Source organism: Homoserinibacter sp. GY 40078, assembly GCF_008017545.1.
GTDB lineage: Bacteria > Actinomycetota > Actinomycetes > Actinomycetales > Microbacteriaceae > Homoserinibacter.
On record NZ_VRTZ01000001.1, the window covers coordinates 1,456,069 to 1,480,622 of the forward strand.

Sequence of the window (24,554 nt, forward strand, 5' to 3'; positions counted from 1 at the left end):
CCGGGCTACAGCAGAGAGCGGCCGGAGAGGCCGCGACCCCGCGCGAGCAGCGCATCCGCCAGCTCGCCGACGGCGCTCGCAGCGGGAGCTGCGGGATCTGCGGGGTCTGCGGGGTCTGCAGGGTCGGCGCTCGCGTCTCCGAGCATGACCGGCACGCCCGCGTCACCGGCAGCGGCGACCGCGGGCGAGAGCGGGATCCGCGCCAGCACCGGCACCTCCAGCCGCCGCGCCACCTCGTCACCGCCGCCCGATCCGAAGACACCACCCGACATGTTCTCCACCACGCCCACGACCGTCTGACCGGTCTGCCGTGCGACGAGCCCCGAGCGCTCCGCGACCGACGCGGCCGCCGCTTGCGGTGTCGTCACCACCACGACCTCCGCGTTCGGCAGCAGCTGACCCAGAGTGATCGCCACGTCGCCCGTGCCGGGCGGCAGATCCAGCAGCAGCACATCCAGGTCGCCGAAGAACACATCCGTCAGAAACTGCTGCATCGTGCGGTGGAGCAGCGGGCCACGCCAGGAGACCGGGGTGCCGTCGTCGACGAACATGCCGATCGAGATGACCTTCACGCCGTGCGCCACGGGCGGCAGGATCATGTCGCCCACCTGCGTCGGCTTCGCGTCCGCAACGCCCAGGATCCCGGGGATCGAGAACCCGAACACGTCTGCGTCCACGAGACCCACCGCGAGGCCGCGCGAAGCGAGGGCCACCGCGAGCTCCGCCGTCACCGTCGACTTGCCGACCCCGCCCTTGCCCGAGGTCACCGCGATCACCCGGGTGAGCGTGCCCGGGCCGAACGGCATCCGTCGTTCCCCGCGCAATCGCGTCACGAGCGCGTCGCGTTCGGCCGGGGTCATCACGCCGATCTCCAGGTCGACGGCGTCGACCCCCGGCACCGCGAGCACCGCATCCCGCACGTCGCGTTCGATGCGGTCGGCTGCCGGACATCCGACGATCGTCAGGCGCAGCTCGACACGCGCGGTCCCATCCGCGACATCGATGCCCCGCACCATGTCGAGCTCGGTGATGGGGCGACGGATCTCCGGATCCTGCACGCGGGCCAGCGCGGCCCGCACGGCGTCCGGGCCGGCCGACGTCACGTCGCGTCCTCGCCCGAGGTCTCCGGTTCCTCCGACTTGTCGAGCTCCTCGAGCAGGGCGCGCAGCTCCGCACGGATGAAGTCCTTCGTCGCCATCTCGCGCACCGCGAGCCGCAACGCGACCACCTCGCGTGCCAGGTACTCGGTGTCGGCGAGGTTGCGTTCGGCGCGCTGCCGGTCCTGCTCGATCTGCACCCGGTCGCGGTCGTCCTGCCGGTTCTGCGCCAACAGGATGAGCGGGGCGGCATACGAGGCCTGCAACGACAGGATCAGCGTCAGCAGCGTGAAGTTCTGAACCCGCGGATCGAACTGCCACTCCTCCGGCGCCATCGAGTTGTAGGTGAGCCAGACGACCACGATGATCGTCATCCCGATGAGGAACCAGCTCGTCCCCATCGCGCGCGCGAACGACTCCGAGAACCGCCCCATCCGATCCCTGCCGGACGGGCGGAAACCGAACGTCGAACGGAAGCCCTTCGGGGCGTCGAGTCGGGGATCGTTACGTCGTGCCACGCGAGGTCCTCCTTCCGCGGGTGGGGATGGCTGCCGTACTGGTGCTCACGGGCTCCGGATGCTCATCGCCCTGGGAACTTCGCCAGTCATCCGGCAGCAGGTAGTCGAGGACGTCGTCGATGGTCACCACCCCGACGAGACGGTGCTTCTCGTCGACGACGGGAAGCGACACCAGGTTGTAGCTCGCGAGGATCCGCGAGACCTCAGCGGCACTCGTCTCGGGCGAGACGGGCTCGAGGCTCGGGTCGAGCAGCGTGCCGAGCCGCTCGTGCGGCGGATAGCGCAGCATCCGCTGGAAGTGCACCACACCGAGGAACTTGCCCGTCGGCGGCTCGTACGGCGGCAGCGTCACGCACACCGCAGCTCCCAGCGCGGGGGCCAGCTCGTGACGGCGGATGAGGGCGAGCCCCTCGGCGACCGTCGAGTCGGCGGAGAGGATGATCGGCTCGGTGGTCATGAGACCGCCCGCCGTCTCGGGGTTGTAGTTGAGGAGGAAGCGGACGTCCTCGGCCTCCTCGGGCTGCATGAGGCCGAGCAGCGCCTCGCCGCGCTCGTCCGGGAGCTGCGCGATGAGGTCGGCCGCGTCGTCGGGCTCCATCTGGTCGAGCACATCGGCGGCGCGCTCGTCGTCGAGGTGGGTGATGAGCTCCACCTGCTCCTGCTCGGGCATCTCCTCGAGCGCATCCGCGAGGCGGTCGTCGGGCAGTTCGCCCGCGACCTCGAAGCGGCGCTCCTCCGGCAGGTCGAGGAGGGTCGACGCCAGGTCGGCGGGGAGTAGGTCGGAGTAGGTGGCGATCAGCTGTTCCGCGGACTGCGCCTCGCCGGGCGCATTCTTCTCGCGGACACGGTCCCAGGTGGCGAGCAGGCTCGGTCCCTTGCCGAACGGTGCGGCGCCCGCGCGGGGGCGACGCAGGTACAGCTCGCCCACCTCCCACTCGCCGGGGCCGGACTCCTCGATCGCGACGTCCTCGATCGTCGCCTCACCGGATCCGTCGCGCAGCACCATCTGGCGCCCCAGCAGCTCGGCGATCACGCGCACCTCGCCGCCGCGCTGCTCGAAGCGGCGCAGGTTGATGAGGCCCGTCGTGATGATCTGCCCCGCGCCGATGCTCGTGACCCGCCCGATGGAGACGAAGACGCGTCTGCGTCCGGGGATCTCGACGATCAGACCGACGACCCGAGGCGACTCGGTGTTGCGGTACACGACGAGCACGTCGCGGACCTTGCCGACCCGATCGCCCGCGGGGTCGAAGACGGAGCACCCGGCGAGGCGGGCGACGAAGACTCTCGTGGCGCTCACGGGAAAACCCTACCCGTGTGATGCCACAATGAACGGGTGTCGACCCCGTCTCCGTTCGCGCGCCGCGGCGCCCCGATGACCGTGCCCCAGGGTGATGTCTTGGGCACCTACGACAGCTATCCGGAAGCTCAGCAGGTGGTCGACCGGCTCGCGAAGGCCGATTTCCCGATCGCGAAGCTCGCGATCGTGGGTAACGGGCTCACGAGCGTCGAGATCGTCACCCGCAAGCGCTCGTGGAATCGGGCGGCGCTGTCGGGTGTGCTGAGCGGTGCGTGGCTCGGCATCTTCATCGGGCTGTTCTTCAGCCTGCTCTCGCCGACGTTCACGTGGCAGCTCTTCGCCGCGGCCGTCTTCATCGGTGCCGCGTTCGGGCTCTTCCTGCAGCTCGCGAGTTACGCGGTTGCGCGTCGCAACCGCGACTTCGAGTCGACGACACAGGTGCTCGCCGCGAACTACCAGATCATCCTGGAGCCCGGCCACCTCGCCCGCGCCCAGGAGCTCCTCTCCCGCACCCCCTGAACCGCCGCGCCGCCCGGCTCCGCCGCGCGTCGCCCCCCCGCCGCCTTCGGCGGCTCGAGGGGTCGCAAACCGCGCGAATCCCGGCGTGTCTCGAGCGCTTTGCGTCCCCTCGCATCCGGGCCCGAGGCCCCGCGGCAGTCGGTTCGCAGATCAGGGTGAGGGGTCGCGAACTGCGGGAGACACGCCGGGATTCGCGCGGTTTGCGACCCCTCAGGGAGAGAGGGGTTAGGGGCGGGCCAACCAGGCCTCGACCTCGGCAGCGGTGCGGGGGATCGCGGCGGAGAGGTTCTCGGCACCCGCCTCGGTGACGAGGATGTCGTCCTCGATCCGGACCCCGATGCCGCGGTACTCCTCGGGCACGGTCACGTCGTCCGGCTGGAAGTACAGCCCCGGCTCGATCGTGAACACCATGCCCGGCTCGAGCACGCCGTCGAGGTAGAGCTCGCGCCGGGCCTGCGCGCAGTCGTGGACGTCGATGCCCAGGTGGTGGCTCGTGCCATGCACCATGTAGCGGCGGTGGTACTGGTGGTCCAGCTCGAGCGACACCTCCGCACTCACCGGCAGCAGCCCCCACTCCGCCGTCTTCGCGGCGATCACCTTCATCGCTTCCGCGTGGATCTCGCGGAACCGGATCCCGGGCCGCACGATCCGGAACGCCGCATCCGCCGCCTCCCGCACCGCCTCATACACGCGCCGCTGCACCTCGGTGAAGGTGCCCGATACCGGCAGCGTGCGGGTGATGTCCGCCGTGTAGAGGGAGTCGAGCTCGACTCCCGCGTCCATGAGCAGCAGGTCGCCGGGCACGACGGGCCCGTCGTTGCGGGTCCAGTGCAGGATGCACGCGTGGGGTCCGGAGGCGGCGATCGTGTCGTAGCCGACCGCGTTGCCCTCGGCCCGGGCGCGCCGGTTGAACGTCCCCTCGACGAGCCGCTCCCCGCGCTCGTGGGCGATGATCTGAGGGAGGTCGGCGATGACGTCGTCGAATCCGGATTTCGTGGCCGCGACGGCGGCCCGCATCTCGGCGATCTCGTATTCGTCCTTCACGAGCCGGACCTCGCTCACCGCGCGGAGAAGCTCCGCATCCTCCGGCCGTGCCGCCGCGAGGGCGTCGGCGGCCGCGTCGAGCCCGCGCAGCACGAGAACCTGCTCGCCCGACACCGCGAGTTCGCCGAGAGGGCGCGTCTCGAGCCCCAGGTCGGCTGCGACGTGCGCGAGCGACGGGCGCGCCCCGGTCCAGAATTCCCCGATCGCGGCGTTCGCGTAGAACTCCTCGGAGTCGCGTCCCGCGGTGGGCGTGAAGTACAGCGTCGAGGGGGCGTCGTCGCCCGGGCCGATGACGAGCACGCTGCCCGGAACGGTGTCGCTCGCCCAGCCGGTGAGGTAGGAGAACGCGGAGTGCGCACGGTAGGGATAGTCGGTGTCGTTGGAGCGCACCTTGGCAGGGCCTGCCGGGATGACGAGCGTCGCCCCGGGGAACCGAGCAGCGACGCGCATCCGGCGGGCTGCGGCGAACGCCGCCTGTGCCCGAGGCGACGGCGGGACATCGGGGCGCCCGGCCCAGCCCGAGGAGATGAAGTCGCGGAAGTTGTCGGAGGTGGGGGTCGTCGAGCGGTTGGAGGTCGCCGGGCTAGGGGCCGTGCCGACGGAGCTGCTGTCTGCCATGGGCTCTATCCTCGCACCGCTCGGCGGCGGCGTCAGCGGTGACCGCAGGCGCCGTGTCAGTCGGCCGGGCGTAGGCGGGCCACAATCGGACGGTGATCGCTGCCGGCGCTATCCATCGACTCGATCACCTGGAAGTCCACCGCCTGCCATGCGCCCGTCGACAACACGTGATCGATGGGCGTCCCGAGCAATGGCGGTACCGAGGCAGGCCAGGTCCCGACGGCCGCGGCTCCCACCGTTCGCGCGGCATCGTCGCACGAGGCGATCCCCGCATCCGACCCGAGGGAGCCCCAGTGGTCGAGGGTCGAGTTGAGGTCGCCCGCGACGATGACATCCGATGCGGGATCGGCACAGCGCTCGGCGAGCCAGTCGAGTCCGGCCCGCCAGTTGCCCATCTCGGAGGGCACGGGCGCGACCGGATGTGCGGCGATGATGGTGGGCCCGGATCCGTCGACAGGCACCGCGACGACGCTCGGCAGGGTGGTGGTCGAGCCGACCGAGTCGTCCAGCCGATACCCGCCCAGGTCGGCGGAGATCAGCAGCCGGGTCGAGCGCGCCTTCGAAATCGCGTCGAACTGCACACCGAGCACTTGCATCTCGCGACCGGATGCGGCCATTCTCGCGGCCACCGCGGCGGCGGCGTCTTCGCTCGTCTCGGGGAGCGAGACGATGTCGGCGCCCTCGTCGAGGGCGAGCGCCGCGATCGCGTCGCTCCCGGGGGCATCGCCGAGGGTGTTCCATGAGAGCACGACGAGGTCGCCGTCGTCGCTCTCGGCGCTCGGAGTTCCGAACCCGCGGACGCCGAGGACCGCGGTCGACACGAGCGCGAAGACCACGAGCATCGTCGCGAGCGTCGCGAAGAACCGCCGCGCCGCCGCGGACAGCACCGCGAAGATGCCGAGCAGCGCCGCTGAGAGCACCGCGACCAGCGCGAGCATGCCCCTGATCGACACGACCTGCGCGACACCGATCACGCGTTCGACGCCGAAGAGCTGCGGCCAGCAGGCGACGAGAAGCGCCCCGGCGACGACGATCGTCAGGGCAGCGGCGAGCAGTCTGCGGATCATGGTCTCCCGAGCCTAGGGGGCTGATCCTGAGCGTCCGCCTCGGTGCGCGCCGCGCCGCCGTCCTACGATGTGGGGGTGTCCGGGGCGATCGATCTGCATGCGCATACGAGCGTCTCGGATGGCACCGAGACGCCGACGGAACTCGTCGCGGCCGGTGTCAGCGCGGGTCTCGGCGTGCTCGCGATCACCGATCACGATTCCACCTCCGGTTGGGACGAGGCGTTCCGGGCGGCGGTGGGGACGGGGCTCACGATCATGCCGGGCATCGAACTCTCCACTCAGCTCGACTACGCGAGCATCCACGTGCTCGGTTACCTGATCGATCCGGCGAACGCCGATCTGGTCGCCGCGACCGCCCGCATCCGCGAGGAGCGACTGCACCGCGCCGAGGCGATGGTGGCGCGCATCTCGGCCGACTACTCCCTGACCTGGGACGACGTGGTCGCCCAGACGACCCCCGGCGCGACCGTCGGGCGCCCGCACATCGCGGATGCCCTCGTCGCCCGCGGTCATGTGCCGGACCGCTCCGCCGCTTTCGCGTCGATCCTGCACTGGCGGGGCGGGTACTACCGGCCCCACGAGGCCCCGCCGCCGGTCGAGGGTGTGCGGCTCATCACTGCGGCGGGCGGGGTCGCGGTGATCGCGCATCCGGGTGCCCGCGGGCCGCAGCGGGTTCTGTCGGATGCCCGGATGCGATCGCTCGTCGACGCGGGCCTCGCGGGACTCGAGATCGACCACCGCGACAATCCACCGAGCAGTCGTCCGCACTGGGAGGAGCTGGCCCGGCGCTTCGGGTTGATCCGCACGGGATCGAGCGACTACCACGGCACCGGCAAGCCGAACCGCCTCGGCGAGAACACGACGTCGCCCGAGGCGTACGCCGAGATCATCGCTCGCGGCACGGGCTCGCGCCCGGTCGGCTGAGATACGTCGGCGCGGCGTCAACTCGCGGGGAGGAACTCCCAGGATGCCGGTGAGCCCCCGGGCACCGAGATGACGAGCTTGTGCTCGGTGCATGCGATGTCGACGACGGCATCCCCGTCCCAGGGCAGGGTGATCGCAGGGAGGTGCGGGTCGGCGGGGGTGCCGTCTGCGCCACGTGCAGCCGTCGTGTTCGATAACCCGCCGTCGGGTCGAACGAGCAGCAGCACTCCGGGACCCGACTCCTCCAGGTCGTATCGGGCGTCGAGGTCGCCGTCGAGCATCGCCCGCTCGAGAGCGCCGTCGCCGTAGCGCACCTCGAGCATCACCCCGATCGCGTGGAAGCTCCAGGCGGGGTCGTCGTCTGCGCCGAACGACATCGTGGCCCGGCCGCGGGTGGCGGTGCCGAGCACGGCGGTTCCGGATGCCGAGGCCACGTCGGCGCGCTCGTGCACCGCGTCGTCGAGGTCGAGCTCCCACGGCGAGTGGTCGGCGAGGCACGCGAACGCCAGCCGCAGATCACGGGGGAGGGGTGTCTCCGCGTCGTCGGGGGGAGCAGTCGTCGGTGCGCAGGCGACGAGCACGGCGGCGGCGGTGACCACCGTCGCGGCGCGCACCCAACGCAGGAGCCGGGGCATCGGACCTCCTCGCGCAGGGGTGAGGTCCAGTATCGCTGCGCGCGCTCCGATCGGGAAGCTCAGCCCGCGGGCGGCGGGGTCGGCGTTCCCGCCGATCCGGAGCTGCGGCGACGACGGCGCCGACGCTTCGCCGGGGAGGCGTTGCCGTCGTGGTGCTCGCTGCCCTTGCCGTCGTGCGTGCCGGCGCCGTCCGAGGCGCGCGGCGCTTCAGCTGTGGCGCTGCTGCCGCCGCTGCGGGTGCGGGTGCGGTTCCGAGAGCGGTTGCCCGACCCCGATCCGGATCCCGATCCGCTGCGCTGCCCGTCGCGAGGCGAGCTCGCGGGAGCCGACGGCGGACGCAGCCGCCCCTTCGTGCCCTCCGGGATGTTGAGATCCGCGTAGAGGTGCGGCGACGACGAGTAGGTCTCGGTGGGCTCTGGGATCCCAAAGTCGAGTCCGCGGTTGATGAGGCCCCACTTGTGCAGGTCGTCCCAGTCGACGAAGGTGACCGCGATGCCGGTCTTGCCCGCGCGACCGGTACGTCCGGCGCGGTGCAGGTAGGTGTCCGGGTCGTCCGGCACGGTGTGGTTGATCACGTGCGTCACGTCGTTGACGTCGATGCCGCGCGCGGCCACATCCGTCGCGATCAGGATGTCCTTCTTGCCGGCCTTGAACGCGGCCATCGAGCGCTCGCGCGCCTCCTGGCTCATGTCGCCGTGCACGGCGCCCGCGTTGAATCCGCGGTCGTTCAGCTCTTCGACGAGCTTCGCGGCCGCACGCTTCGTGCGGGTGAAGATCACGGTCTTGCCCCGACCCTCCGCCTGCAGGATGCGCGAGATCACCTCGTCCTTGTCGAGCGAGTGCGCCCGGTAGATGACGTGCTTGATGTTCGCCTGCGTGAGCCCCTCGTCGGGGTCGTTCGCGCGGATGTGGATCGGCCGGTTCATGAAACGCCGCGCGAGGGCGACGACCGGGCCGGGCATGGTGGCCGAGAAGAGCATCGTGTGCCGTGTGGGCGGGGTCTGCGCGAAGAGCTTCTCGACGTCCGGCAGGAAGCCGAGGTCGAGCATCTTGTCGGCCTCGTCGAGCACCATCACCTGCACCTCTTTGAGGGAGAGCAGCCGCTGCCCGGCGAGGTCGAGGAGGCGCCCAGGGGTGCCCACGACGATCTGGGCACCGGCCTTCAGCTGCTCGACCTGGCCCTCGTAGGCCTTGCCGCCGTAGATCGCGGCGACCTGGGTGGGGCGGTTGGACGCCGCCAACTCGAGGTCTTCGGCCACCTGCACGCACAGTTCGCGCGTGGGCACCACGATGAGCGCCTTCACGCCGGGACCGGGGTCGGCGCCGAGCGCCTGGATGACGGGAAGACCGAACCCGAAGGTCTTGCCGGTGCCGGTCTTCGCCTGGCCGATGATGTCTTGCTTGGCGAGACCCAGCGGGATCGTCTGCGTCTGGATGGGGAACGGGTCGACGATGCCCTTCGCCTCGAGGGCGGCGACGATGTCGTCGTCGATGTTGAGATCGCGGAAAGTCAAGGAATACCTGTCTGGTAGTGGAGAGCCCAGTCTACCGGGCTCGCATACACTGGGCCGGTGGCTTGGTTCGGTCGTCGCTCGCGCCAGCGTCCCGGCACCCTCCGCGTCGCCCCGCGATCCGATGCCGTCGCCGTCGCGCGCGTCGAGTTGCGCGACCTGACGCCCACACCGGAGCGCTTCCTGGGCCAGACGGCCTACCTGACGATCGTGCTGTTCGAGAACCTCGGGCGCGCCGTGACGACCGCTCCGACGACGGACGCGAAGACCCGCCTCGCGCGTGCCGCGTCCGAGATGCTGCGGATGCACGAGGAACTGGTCGGCGAACTGCAGCGCATGCACGACGACCCCGTGGCCGAGATGGAGCCGTTCCGGCGCGAGCTCGACGAGTTCCAGCGGCGCACCCGCGGTGCCGACTGGCACGAGATCCTCGTGACCTGCTACCTCACCAACGGCTTCCTGCTCGACTTCTTCGCGGGGCTCGCCTCGGGCCTTCCGGACGAGCTCGACGACCGGGCCGCGACGATCCTGCAGCGCGACGCGGCAGAGACCGTGCTCGTGGAGGAGCTGCGCCGGGCGATCGAGGAGGACCCGCGGATCGCCTCGCGCCTTGCCATGTGGGGCAGGCGTCTCGTAGGCGACACGATGCTCGTCGCGCGTTCGGCGATCGCGCAGCATCCGTCGCCGGTCGTGGACGAGCGGGTCGATCCGGTGTTCACCGAGTTGATCGCGACCCACACGCGTCGGATGGATGCGCTGGGCCTGACGGCCTGACGGCCTGACGCGGCGCGCGTCGAGCGCGAAGATCGGGCTAGAGCCGACCGCCAGTGAGCTCGTGCAGTCGGTGCGCGTCGGCCGCGTCGCGTGCGCGCGGCAGTGCGAGGGCGACGATCACGGAGGCGGCGGTCGCCGCGGTGATCGAGACCGTCCAGATCCATCCGCCGTCGAACGGCCATCCGAGCCACACGAGCAGTGCCCACACGGCAACAGCGGCGGCAGCACCGATCGCGGGAAGCAGTGCGATGCCGTAGTTCTGGCGCCCGGGGATGAGGTAGCGGATCAGGCCACCGAGACCCGCGCCGATGACGGTGACGAAGACGATCTCCACGGGAGGATCCTAGGCGAGAGCGCTCAGGCGACGAAGCCCACGCGGCGCGCGGTGTCGCCGCCGACCTCGACGTAGGCGAGGCTCTGCACGGGCACGAGGTACACCTTGCCCTTGTCGTCGTTCAGTTTGAGGAATCCCGTGCCCTCACCGAGCGCCTTCTCGACGGCCTTCTCGACGTCGGCGGCGGTCTGCGAGGTCTCGAAGGCGAGCTCGCGGGCGGTGTTGGCGATCCCGATGCGAATGTCCACGTGATGAGCGTAGATGATGCCGCGGGGCGCATCCGGGCCGGTTCACTGTGGGCGGAAACGCTGTCCGAGGCGCCCGATACGGTAGCCGCATGAGTGCCCGATTCGTCGTCGACGCCGTGGACGCGGTCGCCCCGGTGGCGCTCGATCCGTCGCAGGCCGCGGTGCTCGCGCTGCCCGACGGCGCGTCCGCCGCGGTGCTCGGCGCACCGGGTTCGGGCAAGACGACGACGATCGTCGAGCTCGTCGCGGATCGCATCTCGCGGGGCTGGACGCCCGAGCAGCTGCTCGTGCTCGCACCGTCGCGTGCGGCCGCCACGCTCCTGCGCGATCGTCTCGCGCGTCGCATCGCGGTCCCGACCGACGGCCCGCTCGCGCGCACGGTGCCCTCGTTGGCGTTCGAGCTCGCGGGCGCCGCGGCACGTCTCGCGGGGCGACCCGCTCCTCGGCTGCTGACCGGCACGGAGCTCGACGCGGATATCGCTGCATACCTCGAGGGGCATGTGGCCGACGGCTCGGGGCCGAACTGGCCGGATCCGCTCTCGCCCGCGGTGCGAGAACTGCGCGGGTTCCGCAGTGAGCTGCGCGAGTTGATGGCGCGAGCCACCGAGTACGGCGCGACCCCGGACGACGTCGCGCGGCTCGCGCGCGAGGCGGGGCGGCCCGAGTGGGTGGCAGCCGCGGAGTTCTGGCGCGAATACCAGGCGCTGCAGGCATCCAACCGCCCGGATCAGTTCGACGCGGCCGAGTTCGTCCGCTTCGCCGTGCGGGCGATCCGCGAGGGCGGCGACGACGATCGGGTCGCGCGGCTGCGGCTCGTGGTGGTCGACGATCTGCAGGAGGCCACGGAGTCGACGATGGCGGTGTTGCGCGCGCTTGTGGACCGCGGGGTGCAGGTGATCGCGTTCGGTGATCCGGACGTCGCTGCGAACGCGTTCCGGGGTGGCGAGGCGGATGCCGTGGGGCGATTCGCGACCGCCCTCGGCCGCAATGCGACGGCCCCGCTCGTGCTCGAGACGGTGCATCGCGGCGGCGCCGAGCTGCGCGCGCTCGTCGGGCGTGTGGTCGAGCGCATCGGCACTGCGGCGGCGGGTCCGCAGCGGCGGGCGAGCGTTGCGACCCCGACGTCGACGACGTCGACGGGTGGGCGAGCCGTAGCCGAGCCGTCTCGCGAGCCCGATGTCGCCCGTCCGCCGATCGCCTCGATCCGCGCGACGACGCCCGCTCGCCATGCCGCGGCGATCGCCCGGGTGCTGCGCGAAGAGCATCTGCTGAGCGGAGTGCCGTGGAACCGGCTCGCCGTCGTCGTGCGGTCGGGTGCTCAGATCCCCGAGCTGGCGCGCGCGCTCGCTCGCGCCGAGGTGCCGACGCGCGCCACCGGACGCGGCACGCCGTTGCGCGACGACCTCGCGCCGCGCGCCCTTCTCGCGTTCGTCGAGGTCGGCATCGGGCGTCGCGAGCTCGATCCTGAGACCGCGGCCGAGCTGCTCATCGGGCCCTTCGGCGGGCTCGATCCGCTGGGGCTCCGACGGTTGCGGCTCGCGCTCCGGCACGAGGAACTCGCCGGGGGCGGCATCCGCCCGGGCGCCGAGCTCGTGGCCGAGGCGCTCGCCGAGCCCGGGCGCTTCGCGACCATCGAGGGGCGTGCGGCCCGCCGGGCGGCGCGGGTGGCCGAGACCTTGCATCTGCTGCGCGGAATGGCATCCGATTCGACCGTCGAAGAGCTGCTCTGGACCGTGTGGGAGAAGAGCGGTGTCGGGGAGCGTTGGAGGCGGGCGGCCCTCGGTTCCGGGATCGAGGCGTCCGAGGCCAACCGTGATCTCGATGGCGTGGTGGCCCTGTTCTCGGCCGCGAAGCGATTCGTCGAGCATCGCCCCACCGAGGGGGCGCTCGAGTTCCTCGAGCACGTGCTCGACTCCGACATCGCCGACGACCTGCTTGCGCCTCCTCGTGCCGACGATGCCGTCGTCGTCGCGACGCCCTCGGCACTCGTCGGCCTCGAGTTCCGTACGGTCGTCGTCGCCTCCCTGCAGGACGGTGCTTGGCCGAACCTGCGTCCCCGCGGGTCGTTGCTTGCGCCGCAGAGGCTCGTCCGGGTGCTCGAGCATCGCGATGCCGACGCGATCGACGAGCGCAAGCTCGTGCTCGACGACGAGTTGCGCATGTTCGCGCTCGCCGTGTCGCGCGCGTCCGATCGTGTCGTGCTCGCCGCCGTCGACAACGACGACGAGACGGCGAGCGTGCTGTTCTCGCTCGCGCCGGATGCCGTGCCGATCGCATCGGCGCAGCCGGCACCGCTCACGCTGCGGGGACTCACCGGTCGCCTGCGCCGTGAGCTCGCCGATCCGGCGGCAGCACCCGCGCGGCGACGCGACGCCGCATCCACCCTCGCGACCCTCGCCGTGGAGGGGCTGCCGGGCGCCGACCCGAGCGGATGGCTCGGCCTCGCCGAGCCGAGCACCGACGAGCCGCTCTTCGCCGGCAACGAGGTGCGGGTCTCGCCCTCACAGCTCGCGAACCTCGAGGAGTCGCCGCTCGACTGGGCGGTGAGCCGACTCGCAGGTGGCCGCGCGTCGATCGCGATGAATCTCGGCACGATCGTCCACTGGGCGATGGAGACGGCGGACGGCCACGACGTCGACGCGCTGTGGGCGCGAGTCGAGGAGCGCTGGCCCGAGCTGCCCTTCGACGCCGAATGGATCTCGGCGTTCCAGCGGCGCGCGACGCTGGGCCTCATCCGGGCGCTGGCGGAGTACCTCGGCGACTTCGACCGCGACGGGAAGACGCTCGTCGCGGCCGAGGGGCGATTCACCCTGCCGATCGCGGAGGGCGTCGTCGCCTCTGGCAGCATCGATCGCGTCGAGCTCGCCCCCGGCGGGGAGGTCGTGATCGTCGACCTCAAGACCGGCAACCCCGAGACCTCGGCGGCGGTGATCGCCGCGCATCCGCAGCTCGCGAGCTACCAGCTCGCCTACCGCGACGGCGTGCTCGATCCCTTCCTCGAGCCGCACGGAGAGCATCGCGCGGGTGGCGCGAAGCTCGTGTTCGTGAAGTCGGGTGTGCGCGGGAAGCTCTACCGCGAGGGTGTTCAGGTGGTGCTCGACGACGATGCGCTCGACGCCTTCCGCGAGCGTCTGGCTGCCGCGGCGGCTCTCATGGCCGCCGCGAGCTTCGACGGCCCGCGCGAGGCGCGCGAGTTCCGTGGACGCACCGACCCCGACTCGCTCCTGCCGCGTGTTCCGGAGGTGACGCATGACTGAGATCGACGCCCGGCGGATCGCGGAGGCGCTCGCCGAGGTGCGCGGCGAAGCGGTGCGTTATCCGACGCCCGAGCAGCAGGCTGTCATCGAGGCCGATCCGGCGGAACCGGCGCTCGTCGTCGCCGGTGCCGGGTCCGGCAAGACCGAGACGATGGCGAACCGGGTGCTGTGGCTCGTCGCGAACGGGCACGTGAAGCCCGCCGAGGTGCTCGGTCTCACCTTCACGCGCAAAGCGGCGGGAGAGCTTGCCGAGCGCATCCGCACCCGTCTCGGTGAGCTGCATGCGGCCGGTCTCGCGCCCGACGACCACGACCTCTTCGATAGTCCGGAGATCTCCACCTACAACTCCTTCGCGAGCGCGGTCTTCCGCGACAATGCGCTCGTGCTCGGCCGAGACGGCGACGGTGTGGTGCTCGGGGAGGCCGCCGCGTGGCAGTTGGCACGGAACGTCGTCGTGCGCTCGGGAGACGAGCGGCTCGAGGAGCTCGACAAGCGCCTCGACGCTGTCGTGGAGGCGACTCTGCAGATCGCGCGCGGAGTGGCCGACAACGCGGCCGACCCGGAGCGCGTGCGCGCGGTGGGTCACGCGTTCGCCCGGTTCACGGAGCTGCCGCTCGGTGGCCGCGCCGAGTACGCATCCGTGCTCTCGCAGATGGAGGACGTCGCGCTGCTCGATCTGCTGGTCGACCTCGCCGCCGAGTACGACGAGGCGAAGCGGCGGCGCGGCGCGGTCGACTACGCCGACCAGGTCGTGCTCGCGCTCGAGGCGGTACGCGCGCGTCCTGCTGCGGGGGAGGAGCTGCGCGCACGCATCCGGGTGGTGCTGCTCGACGAGTACCAGGACACCTCGGTCGTGCAGACGCAACTGCTCGCCGAGCTCTTCGCAGGTTCCGCGGTGACGGCCGTCGGCGACCCGAACCAGTCGATCTACGGATGGCGTGGGGCGAGCGCCGCGAATCTGCGGGAGTTCCGCGAGCGGTTCCGCCGCCGCGACGGCGCGCCCGCCGATCGCTTCACCCTCGCGACGAGCTGGCGCAACGGCACGCGGATCCTCGACGCCGCCAACGCGCTCGTCACCTCCGGCGACGACACCGACGTCCCCACGCTCGTCGCCCGGCCCGGCGCAAGCAGCTACGAGGTCGATTCGATCTACACGGAGACCCTCGCCGACGAGGCCGAGGCGGTTGCCGCGTGGTTCCGCGACAGGCTGGGCCGCGCTCGCGCCGACGCCGGGCGGGATGCCTCGGCTGCTCTGCTCCTGCGCGCTCGGCGTACACAGGGGCACTTCCTCGCGGCGCTCCGACGCGCCGGGGTTCCGTACCACGTGCTCGGTGTGGGCGGCCTGCTCGCCGAGCCCGAGATCGCCGACCTCGTGAGCGCACTGCGGGTGCTCGACGACCCGGATGCGGGGCTCGAGCTGCTCCGCCTGCTCTCGGGTGCGCGCTGGCGGATCGGCGTCGCCGACCTCGACGCGCTCCGCGGGGTGTCGAGTTGGCTCGGCCGCCACGACGTTGCGGAGAGCGGGATCCTCTCGGACGAGGTGCAGGAGCGCATCCGCGCATCCGTCGCGGGAGACGAGGGCGGATCGATCGTCGACGCCCTGGAGTTCGTCGGTCGCGCGGCCGAGGGGCACCGGGCCCTCGAGGGGTTCAGTGCCGAGGGGCTCGTGCGGCTGCGATCCGCTGCGGCGATGTTCGATCGGCTGCGTGCACGCGCGGGGCTCGAACTTCCCGACCTCGTCGTGCTGGTCGCGCACGAACTGCAGCTCGACATCGAGATCGCCGCCAACGAGACGCGCACCGCGGGGGAGGCCAACCTCGACGCCCTGCTCGATGCGCTGTCCGGCTATCTCGCGATCGCCGAGGCCGCGAGCCTCGGGGGATTCCTCTCGTGGCTGCGCGAGGCGGAGCAGCGCGAAGACCTCACTCCGCGCCCCGAGGATCCGCAGCCGGGCATGGTGCAGGTGCTGACGATCCACGGTGCGAAGGGTCTCGAGTGGGATCTGGTCGCGGTGCCGCGCTGGGTGGAAGACGAATTGCCCGCGCGACCCATCGAGGGCTACGGCGGCTGGCTGGGCTTCGGGCGCTTCCCCTGGACCGAGCGCGGCGATCACCTCCACCTGCCTTCGTTCGATCTCGGTGCCGTCGACACCCGCAAGGCGTACAAGGACGAAGTGGAGCGCTTCCGCGATCGGGTGCGCGAGCATTCGCGGTCGGAGGAGCGGCGGCTCGCGTACGTGGCCGTCACCCGTGCCCGCGATCGACTGCTCGTCTCCGGGTCGTTCTGGGCGGGACAGACGCGCCCTCGCACGCCGAGTGCGTTCCTCGTCGAACTCGGACGTGCCGGCGTCATCGCGCCACCGCCCGAGGCGCCGAGGGCCGACGAGCCGCCGGAGGGCGCCGAAGCCGAGATGACGGTCTGGCCGAACGACCCGTTCGGCTCGCGGACCGCCGCGGTGCGTGCGGCCGCGGCCGCCGTGCGCGCCGCCGAGCCCGGGTTGAGCGGCCCCTGGGCGCGCGAGGCGGAGCTGCTGCTCGAGGAGCGCGCCCGGCGCCGGGAGCGCAGTGGCGCGGTTCCGCTGCCCGCGCGCATCCCCGCATCCGCCTTCAGCGACTACGTCAGCGCGCCGGATGACGTGGCCGAGTCGCTGCGCCGCCCGATGCCCGAGCGTCCGTACCGTGCCACCCGGCTCGGCACCCTGTTCCATGCGTGGGTGGAGGAGCGCTACGGCCGTGCGGGCGGATCCGATGAGCTGGACGCCGACGCCTTCGAGCTCGACGACGCGGGAGATCTCGTCGAGGCGGAACGGTTCGCCGAGCTGCAGCAGATCTTCGAACGATCGCCGTGGGCGAGCCGGCGCCCGGTCGAGGTGGAGCGCGAGATCCACCTCCCCTTCGACGGCCGCATCGTGATCTGCAAGATCGACGCGGTGTACCAGGAGGGCGAGCGCTTCGAGGTGGTCGACTGGAAGACCGGCAAGGCGCCGCGCGACGACGCCGACCTCGAACGCAAGCAGCTGCAGCTCGCGCTCTACCGTCTCGCCTACGCGCGATGGGCGGGCATCGATCCGGCTCTCATCGACGGGGCGTTCTACTTCGTGGCCGACGACCGGGTCATCCGCCCGCCGCACATCGACACAGAGGAAGAGCTCATCGCGCGCTGGCGCGCCGCGTTCGGTGCCTAACGCGCTGTGGCGTGGATCGCGTTGGCGAGCGCGTCGACCGGCTCGCGCGCGGATCGCGGGTTCGCGAGCAGGCTGAAGTCCACCTCGCCGAGCCGCGGCAACTCGAAGGTCCCCGTGACCTCCACGAGGTCGTCCGGGATGAGCACCCGCGGGAACACAGCAACCCCGATGCCTGCGCGGAGGGCGGTCAGTACACCGTTGACCTCGCGCACGTTGCACGTGATCCGCCAGGTGCGCCCCTCCGCTTCGAGCGCGTGGATGGCGGCATCCCGCGAGAAGCTCGGCGCCTGGTAGACGATCAACGGCACGGGCGCGTCAGGGTCGAGCCGGAGGGATCGGTGCGCCACCCACACGAGCCGTTCGCGACGCACGCGCCGCCCCTCCGAGTGATCCGTCTCCTGTTTGACGTACACGAGGTCGAGCTGGCCGGCCGCGAGTCGGCGCGCGAGCGGACCGCTCTGCCCGACGGTCAGCTCGAGGTTGATCTGCGGATACAGCTGCCGGAAGTCGCGCAGCACCTGCGGCACGTGGGTGAGGGCCAGGTCGTCGGCGGCGCCGAAGCGCAGCCGCCCCCGCATGGCCGAGCCGAGGAAGTACGCCGCCGCCTCGTCGTGCGCCGCAAGGATGCTGCGGGCGAATCCGAGCATCGCGTCGCCGTTGTCGGTGAGGCGCACCGCGCGGGTGTCGCGCGCGACGAGCACCCGGCCCGCCGCCGACTCGAGCTTGCGCACCTGCTGGCTCACGGTGGGCTGGCTGAGCCCGAGGAGCTCCGCCGCGCGCGTGAAACTCAGGGTGTCGGCGACGGCCACGAAGGTGCGCAACAGGACGGGATCGAACATCGCGCCTCCTTGCATAGGCAAATCGAATGGTAGTTATAGCCACGATAACGCGGCGCAATGAACGGGATCACCATAGCCTCGAAGTCGTGTCACCGTCGCCGGCCCCCGAGTACGCCCCGCTGACCGAACCCATCCCCACCTTCGACCGCCGTCCCACCTGGCGCGAGAGCTTCGGCGCGCTCGCCGTGCACAACTACCGGCTCTATCTCGCCTCGCTCGCGCTCGGTTCGACCGGCGGCTGGATGGCGCGGGTCGCGATCGACTGGCTCGTGCTCGAGCTCACGGGCGATGTCGCGCTCGTCGGTCTCGCGGTCGCGTTCCAGTTCGCGCCGGTCCTGCTGCTCGGCGTATGGGCGGGCGTACTTTCGGATCGCCTCCCTCGGCGCTGGGTGATGTTCGCCACGCAGCTTCTCAGCACACTCACGACGGGGGTGCTCGCGGTGCTCGTGCTCACCGGAGTAGTCGTCGCCTGGCAGGTGCTCCTGAGCGCGGCGATCACGGGCGTCGCGATCGCGATCGAGGGGCCGAGCCGATCCGCGTTCGTCTCCGAGATGGTCGGCATCCACCGTCTCCGGGGCGCGATCAGCCTCAACGCGACCACGTTCCACCTCGGGGGTCTGCTCGGCCCCGCGATCAGCGGCGCCCTCATCGCCGTCGTCGGATCCGGTTGGTCGATCGCCATCAACTCCGTCACGACCGCCGTCGCGGCTCTCGCGCTCGTGCTCATGCGCGGGCACGAACTCGTGCACGCGCCCCGGCAGCCGCGGTCGCGCGGGCAGATCCGTGAGGCGCTGCGGTACGTGGGCCGGAAGCCCGCGATCGTCTGGTCGCTCATCCTGCTCGGCACCGTCGCGGTGTTCGGCATGAACCTCCCGGTGCTCCTCACCTCGGCCGCCGACCAGGTCTACGGCACCGGCGCCGCGGGCTACGGTCTCTACAGCTCGCTCTGCGCACTGGGTGCGTTCGTCGGCGCGTTCCTGTCGTCGCGCCGCCGCACCCTGCGGCTGCGTGACGTCGTGATGTTCGCCGGGCTCTACGGTTCGGTGACGGCGTTCGCCGCGTGGGACGGCTGGTATCCGCTCTTCCTCTCGGCCCTCGTCGGGATCGGGGTCACCCGCTTGCTCTTCGCGATGAGCGCCGAGGCGCTGACCCAGCTCTCGACGAATCCCGCGATCCGCGGGCGGGTCGTCTCGCTCTACATCATGGTGCTCATGGGCGGGCAGGCCCTCGGCGGGGTCGTGATGGGCGCCATCGCCGAGAACCTCGGGGGCCGTTGGGCGTTCTTCATCGCGGGATCGGTACCCGCGCTGGCCGCGCTCGTCGTCGCGATCGTGCTCGCGCACCGGCGTGAGCTGCGCATCCGCGTCGACCTGAGCACGCCGCGCCGGATGCTGCGGATCGTGCGCCGCGAGGCGCTCGGCTAGGAGACGCGCTCGGTACGGTCGAGGAGCGCTTCGACCTCGTCGACCGCGAGCACCGGCAGGGTGTGCGGTCCGATCGGGTCGGCCGCCTCGCCGAGCACGTCGTCGACCAGGCGCGAGAGCATCTGCACGGCGTCGTCGACGATCTCGGTCGATCGCGTCTCGGTGCCGTGCATGAGCCACCGGGCCACGTCGAGCTCCGAGAGCAGCAGAGCGCGCTGACGCAGGCGTCGGTCGACGCCGCCGCGGGCACGGGTGTACGCCGCGAACGCGGAATCCGCGATGGCCTCGCTCCGCGCTCCGAGCACCCACGACAGGTCGCGCGCGGGGTCGCCCACCGCGAGGCCCTGCCATCCGAGGATGCCCGTGACCGCGCCTGCGGATGCGAGGAACGACGACGCCGCGAGGCCCCCGTTGATCACGGTCGGCGTGTACTGCCAGAGTCCTGCGTCGTCGCAGGCCTGCTGCCATCGGCGGGCGAGGGCTGCCGGGACGAGACCCGTCTCGAGGGCGCGGCCCACGAGGCTGATCGCGCCGCGGTGCGCCTCCGACGCGCTGTGCGTGGGGAGCCCTGCATCGGTGACGAGGCTCGTCGGGAGCGCGTGGATCGCCGCGATCGCCTGGCCGATCGAGTCCGCGAGCTCGACATCGATCGCGCCGAGCGTGACCGCCGCCCCCGGCACGAACTCGGAGACGATCGCACGGGTGCCGTCGACCGGAGCCTGGCCCGCGAACTGGGTGACGGCGAAGGGTAGACGTGCGCGCACCCCCTGGCTCAGAGCGCGCAGGGCGACGAGGTCGGCCGACTGCTCCTGCTCCGCGCGTTCGGAGCGCGGGACGCGGATCACCCAGGTGCGCCCGTCGCGTCCCGTGAGGATCGCCGCGTCGTAGTCCCCCCGGCCCGCCGAGCCGTGCCGGGAGACCCCGACGAGGTCGAGCTCGGGCACAGCCGACGACGCGAGCGCCGCTAGAGTGAGGGGGGATCTGGCCATGGCGACAGGGTAGGTCCGTCCCGTCCCGGCCACGCGGCACGCCACGCCCGATCCGGCGTTCTCGCGGCGGGCACGAAGAACCCGGATGAGGTGCGGATGAGCGGAACCGCCGCAGGCGACGAGCGTCCCGCCCGGCGACCCCCGATCGCACCGGCGCTGTCTCGATCCGACCTCGACCGCGACTACCTCGCCCGGGTGACGGGACCAGCCGAGCTGCTCGAGGATCCCCGCACTCGGGTGGTCGTGCTGCACGCGGGACGCGCTCTCGGGGCTTCCCCCGAGCGCCTCGCGCTGCTCGCCCCCGACGACCTCGGAGACCTCGATCCCGACGAGCTCGTCTTCCTCGGTCGCGCGCGCAGCGACGGCGCCGACTTGCCCGCGGGTGGCGCCGTGCTCTCGCTCGTCGTCGATCAAGAGCGCGCCGAACAGCTGGAGGGTTCCTGGCTCGACCTGCGCGCCGTCGGGTCGGTGCTCGACCCACGGGATGCGGGCCTCTTCACGCAGGCGCTCGCGCTCGCCAATTGGCACGCGACATCCGCCTATTCACCCGTCACGGGCCGGTCGCTCGGCACCGCCCAGGCGGGCTGGGTGCGCGTCGACCCGGACACCGGGCGCGAGCACTACCCGCGCACCGACCCCGCGGTGATCGTGGCGGTGCTCGACGACGCCGACCGGATCCTGCTCGGGGCGAACGTGGCGTGGGGCGAGAACCGCTTTTCGCTGCTGGCGGGATTCGTCGAGCCGGGGGAGTCGCTCGAGGCGGCGGTCGTCCGCGAGATCTACGAAGAGGCCGGTGTCGTGGTGACCGACCCCGAGTACCGGGGCAGCCAGCCGTGGCCGTTCCCCGCGTCGCTCATGCTGGGGTTCGAGGCGCGGATCGCGGAGGGCACTTCGACCGAGCCGCGCCCGGACGGCACCGAGCTGCGCGAGCTGAGGTGGTTCACCCGCGACGAGCTCACCGCAGCTGCCGCGTCGGGCGAGGTGACGCTTCCCGGCCCCACGTCGATTGCGCGAGCGATCATCGACGACTGGCATGGCGGCGTGCTCGCCGACAGGGTGGACTGGTGAGCACGGACCTCCTCGAGGGGCTCGACGAGCAGCAGCGACAGGCCGCCGAGACCCTGCTCGGCCCCGTGTGCATCCTGGCGGGTGCGGGCACGGGGAAGACCCGCGCGCTCACGCACCGGATCGCGCACGGCGTGGCGACGGGTGTCTACGCACCGGATCGCGTCATGGCGCTCACCTTCACCACGCGTGCGGCGGGGGAGATGCGCACCCGGTTGCGGAGCCTCGGTGCGGCGGGCGTCGCGGCTCGCACCTTCCACGCCGCTGCCCTCGCCCAGCTGGGGTTCTTCTGGCCGCAGCTGATCGGCGGCCGCACCCCCGAGATCCTGCCCGGCAAGGGGCGGATGCTCGGGCAGGCCGCCGAGTCGCTACGGATCCGCGTCGACACTGCGGTGCTGCGCGACCTCGCCTCCGAGATCGAGTGGCGCAAGGTCCGCCGGATCGGGCTCGACGAGTACGCGCGCATCGCACGCACGCGGGCACTGCCGAACGGTCTCGACCTCGATCAGGTGATCGAGTTGCAGCAGCGCTACGAAGACCTGAAGGACGAGCGGCGGCAGCTCGACTTCGAGGATGTCCTGCTCGTCACGGCCGGCATGATCGACGCGGAGCCGTGGGTCGCCGATCAGGTGCGCGAGCAGTACCGATTCTTCGTGGTCGATGAGTATCAGGACGTCTCGCCCATCCAGCACGAACTGCTGGAGCTGTGGCTCGGTCCGCGCACCGATGTGTGCGTCGTGGGCGATGCATCGCAGACGATCTACTCGTTCGCGGGCGCGTCGTCCGACTACCTGCTGGGGTTCCCGGCCCGGCACCCGGATGCGCGCGTCGTGCGGCTCGAGACGAACTACCGCTCGACACCGGGGGTGCTGCAGGCCGCCAACCGCCTCATGCGCGACCGGCCGGGTGCCCTCGAGCTGCGGCCCGCGCGGCCCGGGAAGATCGATCCCCCCGAGGTGACGCGCTGGGGCACCGACGCCGAGGAGGCCGCCGGGATCGCGGATGCCGTGGCCGAGCGGATCGCGGCGGGCACACGACCCGAGCAGATCGCCGTGCTGTTCCGCGTGAACGCGCAGGCGGCAGCCCTCGAGGTCGCGTTCGCCGAACGCGGCATCGGATCCCGTCAGCTCGGTGGCACCCGCTTCTTCGACCTCGATGCCGTGAAGCGTGCCGTGCTGGAGCTCACGAGCCTCGCGCGCACCGGGCCGGAGCTGCCGATGTACGAGACGGTGGCCGACGTCGCGCGCGGTATCGGCTGGACCGTCGACCCGCCCGCGGGGCAGGGAGCCGTACGCGAGCGGTGGGAGGCGCTGGGCGCGCTCGTCGAGCTGGCTGACCAGGCGGCCGACGGCACGACCCTCGCATCGTTCGTCGCCGAGCTGCAGGATCGCCAGCGTGCCCAGCACGAGCCGACCGTGCAGGCGGTGGTGCTCGCGACCCTGCACAGCGCCAAGGGCCTCGAGTGGGACCACGTGCACCTCATGGGCCTCAGCGAGGGCCTGCTCCCGATCTCGCACGCCAAGGGGCTCGAAGCGGTGGATGAGGAACGGCGACTGCTCTACGTGGGGCTCACGCGCGCCCGGCTGTCGCTCTCGCTGTCGTGGTCGGCCGAAGGGCTTCGGGGTCGTCCGCGGGAGCCCAGTCGCTTTCTGGCGGAGCTGCGCACCGGCAGTCCGGGTGGGGGGCGACGCGGCTCTCGCTGAGCTGGGCGCCGTCGCTCGCGATCCGCAGTTCGACGGCATCCGTGCGCACGGCGCCGCTGAGTCGTTCGATCACGAGCCGTGCCGCGTGCCAGGCCGCCGCGGCGTCACGCAGGGGATGCCGCGCCGGGGGAGGGGCGGTGACGAGCTGCGTCGCGATGGCTACCCATGCCGGGTCCGCGTCGCGGCGGTGGAGGTCGTGGCAGTGGATGCAGGCGGTCGTGCCGGGCTCGACGAACGGTCCGACGGTGACCGTCGAGTCCGATGCGACGACCGCGAGGTGCGGGATGTCGCGCTGCAGCCAGGGCCGGTGATCCGAGGGGAGAAGCACGCGGTCGGCGACGAGCACGGCCGCATCCGCGGAGTCGTCGCCTGACGCGCGATGTCCGGACGCGTCGAGGAGGCGCGTGATCGCGTAGGCGAGCGGAGATCCGCCGAGGACGACGGCTCGGCCGACGTCGGGCGCGGCCGCGCCGGGCGGGGTCGGCGCGGGCAGCATCGCCGGACGCAGCCGCTCGCGCAGCCGCTCGGCTGCCCCCGGCCCGACTCCGAAGCTCTCGGCGAGCATCGAGTACCCCGACTCCGAGACGCCGGCGATGAGCACCCCGAGCAGCCGTTCGACACCGGGTCCGACGTCGGGGACGACGCACGCCACGGGATCCACCCCCAGCTGCACGGTCTGCGGATCCCGCCAGACGAGGGGGATGGCGGGGTCGAGTCGGAGGACCATCCGCCCACCCTGCCGAAGGGCGAGCGTCGGTGCGGCGGGTTCTCCACAGCTCACGCGTACACGGCGCGCAGCACATGCCGCTCGACGCATGTCCATACCCCCGACACGGCGAGGTAGATTCCCGCCGCAAGGGGGACGACTGCCGCGCCGATGAGCACGAGGAAGGGTGTCCAGCTGAGCGCGCCTCGCGGGTCGAGCAGGGCGCCGGCGGACGGTCCTCCCGTCGGCGGCGCCACGGCGTCACGCAGCGTCAGCCGGCGCCCGAGCCAGGCCGCGACACCCAGCACCACGAGGATGACGAGGAACGCGATATCGCCGGGCAGCACGCCACCCGCGAGGTCGCCCAGATGGCGCCCGAGGCCGACGCCGAGGAACGTCGCCTCCAGCAGGTGGTTCGGGGCCCCGCCGATCGTGGCCGAGGCGAACAGCGCATAGACGAGCGCGAGCACCGGCGCTTGCGCGAGCATCGGCAGGCATCCGGCGAACGGCGAGGCCTTCTCGGCGGCATACAGCTCGAGCGTGGCCTTCTGCAGTCGCTGCGGATCACGGCGGTACCGCCGCTGCAGCTCCGCCAGCTTCGGGGCGAGCCGTCGTCGACCGCGAGCGGCCTTCGCGACGGAGACGCCGACGGGAATCAGCACAGCACGGACGAGGATCGTGACGACGACGATGGCGCCGGCCGGGGTGACGACGGCGGACAGCGCCGTGAGGGCGGATGCGGCGGCCTCGAGAAGGGCGGCGAGAGGGGGCAGATCGAAGGGGTTCATGGGTGTGCTC

20 protein-coding genes and 1 pseudogene are annotated in these 24,554 nt (G+C 71.7%); 8 read left to right on the forward strand and 13 right to left on the reverse strand.

What is annotated here, in order from left to right; translation table 11 throughout:
- Positions 1-5: 5 nt before the first annotated feature.
- From FVQ89_RS06990 to FVQ89_RS07000, 3 genes are read right to left on the reverse strand one after another with little or no spacing between them, the layout of a single operon-like run.
- Positions 6-1,103 (reverse strand): P-loop NTPase, encoded by a 1,098-nt coding sequence (locus tag FVQ89_RS06990; protein ID WP_147901114.1) that lies wholly within the window; start codon positions 1,101-1,103, stop codon positions 6-8.
- On the reverse strand, positions 1,100-1,615 hold the full coding sequence (locus tag FVQ89_RS06995) for a DUF1003 domain-containing protein (RefSeq protein ID WP_255513467.1): 516 nt from the start codon (positions 1,613-1,615) through the stop codon (positions 1,100-1,102). Before FVQ89_RS06995 ends, FVQ89_RS06990 begins: the two co-directional genes overlap by 4 nt.
- Positions 1,602-2,915 (reverse strand): magnesium transporter MgtE N-terminal domain-containing protein, encoded by a 1,314-nt coding sequence (locus FVQ89_RS07000; RefSeq protein WP_147901115.1) that lies wholly within the window; start codon positions 2,913-2,915, stop codon positions 1,602-1,604. The genes FVQ89_RS06995 and FVQ89_RS07000 overlap by 14 nt, the downstream gene beginning before the upstream one ends.
- A gap of 36 nt (positions 2,916-2,951) precedes the next feature.
- Between FVQ89_RS07000 and FVQ89_RS07005 the strand changes: the two genes are divergently transcribed.
- The gene (locus FVQ89_RS07005; protein ID WP_147901116.1) at positions 2,952-3,434 is read left to right on the forward strand and encodes a general stress protein; all 483 of its coding nucleotides are present in this window, start codon (positions 2,952-2,954) and stop codon (positions 3,432-3,434) included.
- Between the two features lie 225 nt (positions 3,435-3,659).
- On the opposite strand, the gene FVQ89_RS07010 is transcribed toward FVQ89_RS07005, so the two are convergent.
- A complete protein-coding gene (locus tag FVQ89_RS07010; RefSeq protein ID WP_147901117.1) occupies positions 3,660-5,096 on the reverse strand; it encodes an aminopeptidase P family protein in 1,437 nt (478 codons plus the stop codon).
- A 56-nt stretch (positions 5,097-5,152) separates the two neighbouring features.
- Positions 5,153-6,163: an endonuclease/exonuclease/phosphatase family protein gene (locus FVQ89_RS07015; RefSeq protein ID WP_147901118.1), complete on the reverse strand. Its 1,011-nt coding sequence runs from the start codon at positions 6,161-6,163 to the stop codon at positions 5,153-5,155.
- 75 nt (positions 6,164-6,238) lie between these two features.
- Here FVQ89_RS07015 and FVQ89_RS07020 point away from each other — a divergent pair, with 75 nt between their 5' ends.
- Positions 6,239-7,087, forward strand: coding sequence for a PHP domain-containing protein (locus FVQ89_RS07020; protein ID WP_255513468.1), 849 nt, complete (start codon positions 6,239-6,241; stop codon positions 7,085-7,087).
- A gap of 17 nt (positions 7,088-7,104) precedes the next feature.
- Here FVQ89_RS07020 and FVQ89_RS07025 read toward each other — a convergent pair whose 3' ends face one another.
- Positions 7,105-7,722 carry a hypothetical protein gene (locus tag FVQ89_RS07025; RefSeq protein ID WP_147901119.1) on the reverse strand — a complete coding sequence of 206 codons (618 nt, stop codon included), beginning with the start codon at positions 7,720-7,722 and terminating at the stop codon, positions 7,105-7,107.
- Between the two features lie 59 nt (positions 7,723-7,781).
- A complete protein-coding gene (locus FVQ89_RS07030; protein WP_147901120.1) occupies positions 7,782-9,236 on the reverse strand; it encodes a DEAD/DEAH box helicase in 1,455 nt (484 codons plus the stop codon).
- 57 nt (positions 9,237-9,293) lie between these two features.
- On the opposite strand from FVQ89_RS07030, the gene FVQ89_RS07035 reads away from it, so the two are divergent.
- Positions 9,294-10,007: a ferritin-like fold-containing protein gene (locus FVQ89_RS07035; protein WP_147901121.1), complete on the forward strand. Its 714-nt coding sequence runs from the start codon at positions 9,294-9,296 to the stop codon at positions 10,005-10,007.
- 37 nt (positions 10,008-10,044) lie between these two features.
- Here the strand turns inward: FVQ89_RS07035 and FVQ89_RS07040 are convergent, their stop codons facing one another.
- The gene (locus FVQ89_RS07040; protein ID WP_147901122.1) at positions 10,045-10,341 is read right to left on the reverse strand and encodes a hypothetical protein; all 297 of its coding nucleotides are present in this window, start codon (positions 10,339-10,341) and stop codon (positions 10,045-10,047) included.
- A 23-nt stretch (positions 10,342-10,364) separates the two neighbouring features.
- Complete coding sequence (locus FVQ89_RS07045; protein WP_147901123.1) at positions 10,365-10,589, reverse strand: DUF3107 domain-containing protein; 225 nt, start codon at positions 10,587-10,589, stop codon at positions 10,365-10,367.
- Between the two features lie 89 nt (positions 10,590-10,678).
- Between FVQ89_RS07045 and FVQ89_RS07050 the strand changes: the two genes are divergently transcribed.
- Together FVQ89_RS07050 and FVQ89_RS07055 are read left to right on the forward strand one after the other, a co-directional pair.
- A complete protein-coding gene (locus FVQ89_RS07050; protein WP_147901124.1) occupies positions 10,679-13,846 on the forward strand; it encodes an ATP-dependent DNA helicase in 3,168 nt (1,055 codons plus the stop codon).
- Positions 13,839-17,030 (forward strand): ATP-dependent DNA helicase, encoded by a 3,192-nt coding sequence (locus tag FVQ89_RS07055; RefSeq protein WP_147901125.1) that lies wholly within the window; start codon positions 13,839-13,841, stop codon positions 17,028-17,030. Before FVQ89_RS07050 ends, FVQ89_RS07055 begins: the two co-directional genes overlap by 8 nt.
- Here the strand turns inward: FVQ89_RS07055 and FVQ89_RS07060 are convergent.
- Positions 17,027-17,869 (reverse strand): LysR substrate-binding domain-containing protein, encoded by an 843-nt coding sequence (locus FVQ89_RS07060; RefSeq protein ID WP_147901126.1) that lies wholly within the window; start codon positions 17,867-17,869, stop codon positions 17,027-17,029. The two genes, FVQ89_RS07055 and FVQ89_RS07060, sit on opposite strands and share 4 nt — an antisense overlap.
- Positions 17,870-17,955: 86 nt before the next feature.
- On the opposite strand from FVQ89_RS07060, the gene FVQ89_RS07065 reads away from it, so the two are divergent.
- Positions 17,956-19,293 (forward strand): MFS transporter, encoded by a 1,338-nt coding sequence (locus tag FVQ89_RS07065; protein ID WP_255513469.1) that lies wholly within the window; start codon positions 17,956-17,958, stop codon positions 19,291-19,293.
- Here FVQ89_RS07065 and FVQ89_RS07070 read toward each other — a convergent pair.
- Positions 19,290-20,282 (reverse strand): phosphotransferase, encoded by a 993-nt coding sequence (locus tag FVQ89_RS07070; RefSeq protein ID WP_147901128.1) that lies wholly within the window; start codon positions 20,280-20,282, stop codon positions 19,290-19,292. The genes FVQ89_RS07065 and FVQ89_RS07070 overlap by 4 nt on opposite strands.
- 96 nt (positions 20,283-20,378) lie before the next feature.
- Here FVQ89_RS07070 and nudC point away from each other — a divergent pair, with 96 nt between their 5' ends.
- Together nudC and FVQ89_RS07080 are read left to right on the forward strand one after the other, a co-directional pair.
- Positions 20,379-21,350, forward strand: coding sequence for an NAD(+) diphosphatase (gene nudC / locus FVQ89_RS07075; RefSeq protein WP_147901129.1), 972 nt, complete (start codon positions 20,379-20,381; stop codon positions 21,348-21,350).
- Positions 21,347-23,050, forward strand: coding sequence for an ATP-dependent helicase (locus FVQ89_RS07080; protein WP_147901130.1), 1,704 nt, complete (start codon positions 21,347-21,349; stop codon positions 23,048-23,050). Before nudC ends, FVQ89_RS07080 begins: the two co-directional genes overlap by 4 nt.
- Here the strand turns inward: FVQ89_RS07080 and FVQ89_RS14695 are convergent.
- Both FVQ89_RS14695 and FVQ89_RS07090 read right to left on the reverse strand, forming a co-directional pair.
- A pseudogene (locus FVQ89_RS14695) lies at positions 23,001-23,873 on the reverse strand (hypothetical protein); the annotation flags it as partial. The gene FVQ89_RS07080 and the pseudogene FVQ89_RS14695 sit on opposite strands and share 50 nt — an antisense overlap.
- On the reverse strand, positions 23,828-24,544 hold the full coding sequence (locus FVQ89_RS07090) for a YidC/Oxa1 family membrane protein insertase (protein WP_147901132.1): 717 nt from the start codon (positions 24,542-24,544) through the stop codon (positions 23,828-23,830). The pseudogene FVQ89_RS14695 and the gene FVQ89_RS07090, both read right to left, overlap by 46 nt.
- Positions 24,545-24,554: the final 10 nt, after the last annotated feature.

What these genes read in the sequence shown, in the direction of transcription:
- FVQ89_RS07010 (WP_147901117.1), bottom strand. Translation starts at nt 5,096, where the DNA reads ATGGCAGACAGCAGCTCCGTCGGCACGGCCCCTAGCCCGGCGACCTCC.
- FVQ89_RS07050 (WP_147901124.1), top strand. Translation starts at nt 10,679, where the DNA reads ATGAGTGCCCGATTCGTCGTCGACGCCGTGGACGCGGTCGCCCCGGTG.
- FVQ89_RS07015 (WP_147901118.1), bottom strand. Translation starts at nt 6,163, where the DNA reads ATGATCCGCAGACTGCTCGCCGCTGCCCTGACGATCGTCGTCGCCGGG.
- FVQ89_RS07055 (WP_147901125.1), top strand. Translation starts at nt 13,839, where the DNA reads ATGACTGAGATCGACGCCCGGCGGATCGCGGAGGCGCTCGCCGAGGTG.
- FVQ89_RS07060 (WP_147901126.1), bottom strand. Translation starts at nt 17,869, where the DNA reads ATGTTCGATCCCGTCCTGTTGCGCACCTTCGTGGCCGTCGCCGACACC.
- nudC (WP_147901129.1), top strand. Translation starts at nt 20,379, where the DNA reads ATGAGCGGAACCGCCGCAGGCGACGAGCGTCCCGCCCGGCGACCCCCG.
- FVQ89_RS07025 (WP_147901119.1), bottom strand. Translation starts at nt 7,722, where the DNA reads ATGCCCCGGCTCCTGCGTTGGGTGCGCGCCGCGACGGTGGTCACCGCC.
- FVQ89_RS07070 (WP_147901128.1), bottom strand. Translation starts at nt 20,282, where the DNA reads ATGGCCAGATCCCCCCTCACTCTAGCGGCGCTCGCGTCGTCGGCTGTG.
- FVQ89_RS07090 (WP_147901132.1), bottom strand. Translation starts at nt 24,544, where the DNA reads ATGAACCCCTTCGATCTGCCCCCTCTCGCCGCCCTTCTCGAGGCCGCC.